Raw genomic sequence first — 8,929 nt, forward strand, 5'->3', positions numbered from 1 at the left:
GGCCACGCTGCGTGCCAGCGCCGCGATGGCCAGGCCCAGGTTGACGCGCGCCGGCTGCTGGCCGTTGTCGAGTTGCAGCGACTGGCGCAGCGCGGCCGCCGCCTGCGCATACTCGCCCTGCAGGTACAGCACATAGCCCAGGTTGTTGTAGGAGCGGGCGCTTGGCGCTTCGCTGCTCAGCGCCTGCAGCATGCCGCGCGCCGTTTCCAGCTGGCCCAGTTGTGCGTGCAGCACGGCGGCGCCATTGCGCGCGTCGGGCAAGTCGGGCAACAGCTGCAGGGCTACTCCATAGGCAGCCAGCGCCGCGCGCAGGTCGCCCAGTTCCTGCATGCGCTTGCCCAGCTTGCAGTACGCGGCGGCACGCGTGGCAGGGCTGTCGTCGGCGCGCGCCTGCGCCGGCGCAACGTGGCTGCCCTGGCTGGCGGGGCCGGACAGGCTGCCGCAGGCGGGCAGCAGGCTGGCGCAGGCCAGCATGAACGTCAGTGTGGTGTGCTGGGACATGGCGGTTCTCCGGTCAGCTGCCACCGCCCATGCTGGGCAGGAGCACGCGGTAGATTTGCAGGAAGGCTGGCCCCATCAGGACGACCAGCAGCGAAGGGAAGATGAAAAAGATCAGCGGGAACAGCAGCTTGAGGGCGATTTTCGCCGCCTCTTCCTCGGCACGCTGGCGCCGTTTGGTGCGCAGCTGGTCCGATTGCACGCGCAGCGAAGCGCCGATGCTGGTGCCGAAACGCTCGGCCTGGATCAGCATGGCCACCAGCGCGTCGACATCCTCGACCCCGGTACGCAGCGCCAGGTTGCGCAAGGCACGTTCCTTGGCATTGCCGGCGCGCAGTTCCAGCATCACCAGATGCAGTTCCTCGGCCAGCACGCGGCTTTTCAGGGCGATTTCCGCAGCTACCCTGGCCAGCGCCGCATCCATGGCCAGACCCGCTTCCACGCAGACCGTCATCAGGTCGAGGGCATCGGGAAAGCTTTCAAAGATGTCGCGCTGGCGCCGCTTGATCATTTGCTGCAGCACGACGTTGGGCAGGTAGTAGCCGATGGCGGCCACCGTCAGCAGCCAGAACAGGATAGCCTTGCCGGCCATCTGGTGGCCCGATGCGCTCAGCCCCAGGAACAGCAGCAGCGGCAGGCCGATGGCCAGCATGGTCTTGGCGGAAAAAAACAGTACCGGCGTGGAGGCCTGGCGCAGGCCGGCATTCATGAAGCGCCGGCGCATGACGGAGTTTTCCCAGCCCTGGTCGGGGATCGACAGCCTGGCCAGGGGGCCCGTCAGGCGCACCACGCGCGCCAGCCAGGGACTGGATGCCGGTGCGCCCGGCTGCGGCACGCTCTTGCCGGCGGCCGTGTCGATGCGCTGGCGCAGCAGGTCCGGCGACAGGCTGCGCAGGGCCACCAGGGCCGTGCCGAAGACGGCAATGAACAGCAGGGCGAGAAAGGCGATATGCACGGGGTTCATGAGGTTCTCCTTCGGCTCAGACGCGGATGCGGATGATGTTGCGCATGACCAGGATGCCGCACGCCATCATGACCAGGGCGCCGACGAGCATCTTGCGGCCACCCGGATCGACAAACAGCATTTCCAGAAACTGGGGATTGGTCAGGTGGATCATGGCGGCCGCGCCGAACGGCAGCATCGACAGGATCCAGGCCGACAGCTTGCCTTCGGCCGACAGCACGCGTACCTGTCCCAGCAGCTTGATGCGTTCGCGGATGATGCGGCTGATGCTGTCGAGCAGCTCGGCCAGGTTGCCGCCCGTTTCGCGCTGGATCAGCACGGCGATGACGAAATAGCGCAGGTCCGTGCTGGGCACGCGCGTGGCCAGGTTCATCAGGGCATCCTGCATGGCGATGCCGAAGTTGACTTCATCGAAAGTGGCGCGAAACTCGGTGGCCAGCGGCGCATTCATTTCATCGCCCACCATTTTCAGGGCGGTGGGGAAGGCGTGGCCGGCGCGCAGGGCGCGCGACATCAGGTCCAGCGCATCGGGCAACTGCTGCTCGATGCGCTGCAATCGCTTGGCCTTGGCGCGCAGCACCAGCAGCAGCGGCAGCAAGGCCGCCAGGGCAGCCAATGGCAAGCCCAGCAGCCACGGCGTGCCGAAGTAGGCGAGCAGCAGCAGCGCCGCGCCGCCCGACACCAGCACCATGCCGGCGAAGCTGGCGACGCTCCAGCTCATGCCCGACTGCTCCAGCAGGCGGTCCAGCGCATGCACGCGGGGCACGCTGAGCAGCAGGCGCTGCAGCGACGGCGTGTCGCTCAGCAGGCGTTTGCGGATCATCGAGCTGCCCGTCTCGCCGTGCGCGCCGGCCGACATGGTGCGCAGGCGCCGCGCCACCCGTTCCGCCTCCGGGCCGCGCGAGGCATTCCACGCCAGGTACAGGCCTTCGATCAGCAGCACCACGGCGATGAAGGTGAGGATGGCGAATACATAGTAGAGATAGTCCATGGTGTTCCCCTTAATGGTACTGGCGGGTCGGATCGAACAGGGTTTCGGGCAGGCTGATGCCGAAGGCGCGCAGGCGGTCGAGGAAGTGCGGCCGCACGCCGCTGGCATGGAAGTGTCCCTGCACCGCGCCGTCTTCGCCGATGCCCGTCTGGCGGAAGGTGAAGATTTCCTGCATGGTGATCATCTCGCCTTCCATGCCGGTGATTTCCTGGATCGAGGTGACCTTGCGCTTGCCATCCGTCAGGCGCGACACCTGCACCACCACGCTGATGGCCGAACTGATCTGCTGGCGCATGGCCTTCACGGGCAGGGCGGCGGAAGCCATGCTGATCATGTTTTCCAGGCGCGTCAGCGCGTCGCGCGGGGTGTTGGCGTGGATGGTGGCCATCGAGCCTTCGTGGCCCGTATTCATGGCGCCCAGCATGTCGAGCGCCTCGGCGCCGCGCACCTCGCCCAGGATGATGCGGTCGGGGCGCATGCGCAGCGCATTGCGCACCAGCGCGCGCTGCGTCACTTCGCCCTTGCCCTCGATGTTGGCCGGCCGCGTTTCCAGGCGCACCACGTGCGGCTGCTGCATCTGCAGCTCGGCCGCATCTTCGATTGTGACGATGCGTTCGGCCGTGCTGATGAAGCCGGAAATGGCGTTCAGCATGGTGGTCTTGCCGCTGCCCGTGCCGCCGGAAATGAGGATGTTGATCTTCGCCTTGCCCAGTGCCTGCAGGGTGCTGCTCATTTCCTCGGTCAGGCTTTGCTTGAGCATCAGATCGGCCAGGCGCAGCGGCTGCGCGGAGAAGCGGCGGATCGACATCACGGGCCCGTCGATGGCCAGTGGCGGGATGATGGCATTCACGCGCGAGCCGTCGGGCAGGCGCGCATCGACCATCGGGCTCGATTCATCGATGCGCCGGCCCACGCGCGAGACGATCTTGTCGATGATCTTCATCAGGTGCGCGTCGTCGGTGAAGCAGATGTCGCTCAGCTCCAGGCGGCCGTGGCGCTCGACATACACCTGGCGGCAGTTGTTGACGAGGATGTCGGACACGCTGGGATCGGCCAGCAGCGGTTCGAGCGGGCCGAAGCCCAGCACCTCGTCCTGGATGTCGCGGATCAGCGAGCGGCGTTCCAGTTCGTTGATCACCACATTGTCTTCCGTGAGCACGTCGCTGACGAGGATCTTCAGCTCTTCGCGTATCTGTTCGCGCGACAGGCGCTGCATGCCTTCCAGGTCGACCCGGTCAAGCAGCGCCTGGTGGGTGCGGTGCTTGAGTTGCTGGTAGTTGTGGTTCGATGCCCCCTGGTGCGTGGCTCCGTCGTTCAGGCTGGCGTCATCCTGGGCATAGCCCAGGCGGTCCCGCAGGGTGAGTTTTTCGGCAGTCATGGTCGGTCTCCGGTAAATGGGCGTAGGCGGTTTGAGGGTTGGGCCGGGGCATCAGGCGCGTGCCAGCAGGCGTGCCACCCAGCTTTGCGCCGCTGGCAGGGTCTCGCCTGCCACGCTGGCGGCCAGTTCCTGCAGCGAGCGCGACACGGGGTTGTGCGGCGCCAGCTTGAGTATCGGCACCCCCTGGCTGACCGACGCCGCCACCGCTTCATACTGGTTGGGGATGGACTTGTAGACGTGCTTGCCGTAGGCGGCTTCGAGGTCCGCCACGCGGATGCTGTCACTGCTGGCATAGCGGTTCAGGATCAGGCGGATCTTGTCATCGCGGTAGCCCAGGCCGCGGAACACGTCGAGCAGGCGCTTGCCGTCGCGGACATACGGCAGGGTGGCTTGCAGCACGGGGAAGATCAGGTCGGCGCGGTCCAGCGCGCGCACGCTGACGGGATCGAGCCCGCGTCCCACGTCGAGCAGGATGTAGTCGTACTGGCTGCGCGCCAGCGTCAGCAGGCGGTCGATATGCTCGGCCTCGACGTCGGCGGCGTGGGCCGGATCGTCGGCGGCGGCCAGCACGCTGTAGCTGGGCGTGATCTGGATCATGCTGGCGCTCAGCAGCGAGGCATCGAGGCGCACGATCTGCTGCGCCAGCTGCGACAAGGTGGTGGCCGGCTTGTGGTCCGAGACAAACAGGGCGGCATCGCCGAACTGCAGGTTCAGGTCGAACAGCGCCACCTTGCGCTGATCCCCGGCCGCCAGCGCATAGCCGAGATTGGAGGTGATGAAGGTGGCGCCGCTGCCGCCCTTGCACGAGACAAAGGCCAGCACCTGGCCATTGCGCGCCACCTGTTTCTGCAGTTTCTCGCCGATGCGGCGCAGCGCCGCGATGAGGGCCGTGTCGTCATCGGGCGGCAGCACTTCGCGCACGCCGGCGCGCATGGCGCGCAGCAGGAACTGCGGATGTTGCTGCGGGCATTGCACGATGATGGCGAGGTTGGGGTAGCGGCTGCCCAGGCGTTCGAGCAGGTCGAGCTCCTCGTCGCCGATCTGTTCCTGCTCCAGCAGCAGCAGGTCGGGCGTGGCGCCGTTGTCGAACATTTCCGGCGTGCTGGCCAGCAGCGAGACGCGGTCGGCCGCGCTGCGTTCGCGCAGCAGGCGGCTAAGGCGCTTGAGCTGGACTTCATTCTTCGAGACGATAACGATATTCACTTGGCACTCCCGGTAATGGCATTCAGTTGATCTGGAAACCCAGGCTTTCGGCATGCATGACCACCACCGAGGCGGGCAGGGCGATATTGAGAAAACCGAACAGGCTGACCATCGGCGTGTAGCTGACGTTGTCGATCGACACGCGCACGCTGTCGATGCAGCTGGCCGTGCGCGTGTTGTCGCCGCAGGCTGACAGGTTGTCGCCCGGATCGAGCGGCAGCAGGGTCACGTCGGCGCCGCTCTTGTTCAGGTAGCGGATGGTGATGTTGGCGGCCGTGACTTCGGGGGCGGCCGGCAGCGACGTGCCGCCGAACAGGGCCAGCGTCTTGACGGCATCGGCCTGGTCGACCCAGCGCACGACGGCTTCGCGCGCCGCGCGGCGGCTCACTTCCTGCACCGTGTTGTACAGGTACAGCATGCGGCCGAATTCCAGTACGCCGAACAGCAGGGTGAAGAACAGCAGCGCCACCAGGGCGAATTCCACGGCGGCGGCGCCGCGCTGGCCGCGGGGCTGAACTGGCGAGGGGAAGGGCGGGCGCATGGCGTTCTCCTTACAGCATGTAGCGCATGGTGGTGCGCGGCGCGAGCGGCGTGGCGTAGCTGCTGGCCGAGCCGATCACGAAAGGCAGGTACTGCCCCACCGACAGCGTGTAGTTGATGATTTCGACGCGGATGCCGCCCGGCGCGGTGCCATCGCTGCAGCTGCTGTCGTTGAAGTTCTTGTCCAGGCAGGTGACGGCCACATTGGCCGTGCTGAAGCCGCCGATGCCGGCGCTGGTGGCGGCATCGACCACCGTCTGCTTGGCGGCCGCCACGCCTTGCGTGGCAATGCCGGCCTTGGCCTGGATGGACATATTGCGCGCCGCGTCGCGCGTGGCCTTGGTCAGCGCGTCGTAGTACCAGAACGCGCGGCCGAAGCCGAAGATGCCGGCCAGCAGGGTGACCAGCAGGGCCAGCACGATGCCGAATTCGACGGCGGCGCCGCGTGCTGCTTTCCAGGGAGGAGAGGGATGCGCATGGCCGTCTCACTTATAGAGCTTGATTTCGGAATTGGGCACCGGCTCGATCAGGCCGGTGAACTCGACGTCGAGGCGCGCGCCGCCGCTGAAATCGGCCTTCATGGTCATGAAGAACTTGCCGATGCCGACGGCGTCCATGGCGCCGCACGAGGCCGGGCCCACGGGCGCCGTGCGGCAATCCACCAGCACCACGTTGAGGATGCGGCGGTTGCGCTGGCCCGGATGCGATGCCGATGGTGCCTGGAAGGTGGGGCCGCTGGTCTGGTTGTAGGGCGATGGTGGCGTCCCTGCGGGAAAGCCGGCGCCGGCGCTGGCAGGGTAGCTGGCCGTGTCGAAATACGTCATGGCGGCCGTGTTGTACATCGTGGCGTTGGCGTTGGCGTTCGTCACCGTGAACGGCGTGCCTGCCTTGGCTGGCGTGGCGCCGTTGCTTTGATAGGCGGGACCGTAAGACCACAGCACGCCGTAGCCGGCAAACTGCGCGAACGTCGCGGAGGGCACGGGCACGGCGCCGGCGGACGGCAGCTGGTAATTGGGCTTTTTTGCCGCATTGAGCGACACCGACTGCTGGCTGGGCAGGTTGGCCGCGCCCGGCTCCATCCAGCCGGTGGGCGGCGAATTGGCGGCACTGGCGACGCAGGGCGCGCCACTGCCCTTGCATGGGTACTCCTTGATGTTGGTGTCGGGTGGCGCCGTCACGGGATCGCAGACGGAGGCGCCGCCATACACGTCGAAGCGCGAATTGAGGGCGCTGGCGATCTTGGTGGCGCTCAGGCCCGTGTTGGTATACACCTTGCCGCTGCCGCTGCTGATGACGGCGCTGCTGCCCGTGCACATGAAGGGCGCGGTGGAATTGGCGCTTGAATGCGAGGCATTGCAGGCGCCTGGCGGGGCATCGACGGGATTGATCAGGTAAGGGTCGGAAGAGCCGCCGAGCGGGTTCAGACCGAACAGATTGTAGGTGACGCCGCGGCGGAAACCGAATTCCACCAGCTCCGTCATGCCGGTGGCCGCGTACGTATATTTCGCCGTCTTGTTGGCCGGATCGACAGCGCACACGCCGATCGGCGTGACGTCGTTGACGAAGCGGCCGGCCACGGCCACGCCGGAGGTGCTGGTACTGGCGATGCCGGCAATGCCCATCAGGTAAGTGGCGAAGGTCTTGCTGCCCGTGTCGACGCGGATGAAGGTTTGGCCCTGCGGATTGGTACGGGCGCTGGCGCCGGATGACCAGGGGCCGTCGGGCCCGGGGCCGAAGCTGATGTCGGCGGCGGTGAGGGTCAGCGGCGTGGAAAAGTCATAGCGGTTCTTTTGTGCCACGGCGATGGCCTGTGCCTGGGCATTGTCGATGCCGGCGGCGCTTTCATTGAGTTCCACGGCGCCGCCCAGGGCGGCGCTGTCGGCGCCATTCTGCAGTTCCGCCTTGGCGATGTACAGGTGGCCCAAGTCCAGCACCAGGCCGCCCATGGCAAACAGGATCACCAGGGTCAGTCCGAGCACGATGGCGATCGCGCCCTGCTCCCTGTTGTGCCTGCGGTATGCTGTTTTCATGTGCTTCTCCTGGTGGCCTGGGGTGGTATGCCGGCTCCCGCTAGCCGGCTAGCGGGAGCCGGTTAGCGGGAGCCGCCGACGCCGATGGTGAAGACGTTCGGCTGCGGCTCCGGTGCGGCGAACGATTTCTGGTAGCGCTGGTAGGCGCTGACCCCGGCCTTGCCGTCGATGCCGCTGACGGGGTTGGTATTGCGGTAGGCGTCCGGATACAGGATCTGCTGCGACTTGAGCAGGGCCACGGATTCGCCGAAGTGGCTGTCGAGCACGGGCGTGGTGGTGGCGGCGCAGCCGGCCAGCAGCGACAGCAGCGACAGCAGGGCGGCGCAGGGCAGGCGGTGTGAGGTTGTCATGGTGTTCTCCTATTTGAGGTCGAAGCCGCCGGCGGCGGGCTGGACAGTGGCTGCCTGCGGCGGCACGCTGGCAGGCGCTGCTGGCGTGGCCGGTTGCTGAGCCGGGGCCGTGCCTTCCATTTTTCCCTGCATGAACATGTCGCCGCGCGTCGGCTGGATATAGCCGTCGGTGGGCAGTTTGTAGTCGGGCGGCAGCGGCTTGACCAGGTGCGGCGTGATGATGAAGACCAGTTCCGAACGGTCCGTCTGGAAGTCCGTGCTGCGGAACAGCGCGCCCAGCACGGGCACTTCACCCAGGCCAGGCAAGGCCTTGATGTTGCTGGTCACGTTGTTCTTGATCAGGCCGCCGATGGCGAAGCTCTGGCCGTCGAACAGCTGCACCGTGGTGGTGGCGCGCCGCGTAGTGAACGACGGCAGGACGGCCGTGGCCGAGATGCCGGTGGCCGTGATGCCGATGCCATCCTTGTTCAGGTCCGACACTTCCGGCGCCACTTTCAGGTTGATGCGGCCGCCTTCGAGCACGGTGGGTGTGAATTTCACGGCCACGCCATATTCCTTCTCTTCCAGCGTGATGGTGGACACGCCGCCCGTGTTGGTCTGGTTGACGGGGATGAAGATTTTGCCGCCCGCCAGGAAGCTGGCCTCCTGGCCGCTGATGGCCATGATGTTCGGTTCGGCCAGCACCTTGATCAGGCCATCGCGCTTCTGCGCGTCGAGGTTGAAGAAGTTGTTCGAGTTGGAGCCACTCAAGCCGCTGGGGTTATTGCTGAGCAAGTTCGACAGCAGCGAATACGTCCAGCTGCCCATGGTGCGGTTGATGCCGACGCTGGCGCCCAGCTGGTCGACCAGTACCTTCGACACTTCGGCCACTTTCACTTCCAGCATCACCTGCTGTGGCGCGGCGATCGCCAGCAGGTTGATCACGCGCGGCATGCCCGCATCCGGCGCCCCTGCGGCGGCGGGAGCGGCAGCGCC

9 protein-coding genes and 1 pseudogene are annotated in these 8,929 nt (G+C 66.5%); all 10 read right to left on the minus strand.

Going from position 1 to position 8,929, the window contains the following annotated elements:
- The coding region (locus JaAD80_RS25585) for a tetratricopeptide repeat protein (RefSeq protein WP_146012537.1) at nt 1-501 on the minus strand (501 nt) is incomplete at its 3' end.
- 13 nt (nt 502-514) lie between these two features.
- On the minus strand, nt 515-1,462 hold the full coding sequence (locus tag JaAD80_RS25590) for a type II secretion system F family protein (protein ID WP_102298758.1): 948 nt from the start codon (nt 1,460-1,462) through the stop codon (nt 515-517).
- Nucleotides 1,463-1,478: 16 nt separating this feature from the next.
- A complete protein-coding gene (locus tag JaAD80_RS25595) occupies nt 1,479-2,453 on the minus strand; it encodes a type II secretion system F family protein (protein ID WP_102298760.1) in 975 nt (324 codons plus the stop codon).
- A 10-nt stretch (nt 2,454-2,463) separates the two neighbouring features.
- Nucleotides 2,464-3,831, minus strand: coding sequence for a CpaF family protein (locus tag JaAD80_RS25600; RefSeq protein WP_102298762.1), 1,368 nt, complete (start codon nt 3,829-3,831; stop codon nt 2,464-2,466).
- A gap of 51 nt (nt 3,832-3,882) precedes the next feature.
- A complete protein-coding gene (locus tag JaAD80_RS25605; protein WP_102298764.1) occupies nt 3,883-5,034 on the minus strand; it encodes an AAA family ATPase in 1,152 nt (383 codons plus the stop codon).
- Between the two features lie 22 nt (nt 5,035-5,056).
- On the minus strand, nt 5,057-5,575 hold the full coding sequence (locus JaAD80_RS25610) for a TadE/TadG family type IV pilus assembly protein (protein WP_102298766.1): 519 nt from the start codon (nt 5,573-5,575) through the stop codon (nt 5,057-5,059).
- Nucleotides 5,576-5,585: 10 nt separating this feature from the next.
- Nucleotides 5,586-6,002, minus strand: a pseudogene (locus JaAD80_RS25615) (TadE/TadG family type IV pilus assembly protein); the annotation flags it as partial.
- Nucleotides 6,003-6,059: 57 nt separating this feature from the next.
- Nucleotides 6,060-7,604: a Tad domain-containing protein gene (locus tag JaAD80_RS25620; RefSeq protein ID WP_102298768.1), complete on the minus strand. Its 1,545-nt coding sequence runs from the start codon at nt 7,602-7,604 to the stop codon at nt 6,060-6,062.
- 62 nt (nt 7,605-7,666) lie between these two features.
- Nucleotides 7,667-7,954 (minus strand): pilus assembly protein, encoded by a 288-nt coding sequence (locus JaAD80_RS25625; RefSeq protein WP_102298770.1) that lies wholly within the window; start codon nt 7,952-7,954, stop codon nt 7,667-7,669.
- A 9-nt stretch (nt 7,955-7,963) separates the two neighbouring features.
- A partial coding sequence (locus JaAD80_RS25630) for a type II and III secretion system protein family protein (RefSeq protein WP_374755283.1) occupies nt 7,964-8,929 on the minus strand: 966 nt, incomplete at its 5' end.

The sequence above is a fragment of the Janthinobacterium sp. AD80 genome (genome assembly GCF_002878455.1).
GTDB lineage: Bacteria > Pseudomonadota > Gammaproteobacteria > Burkholderiales > Burkholderiaceae_D > Janthinobacterium.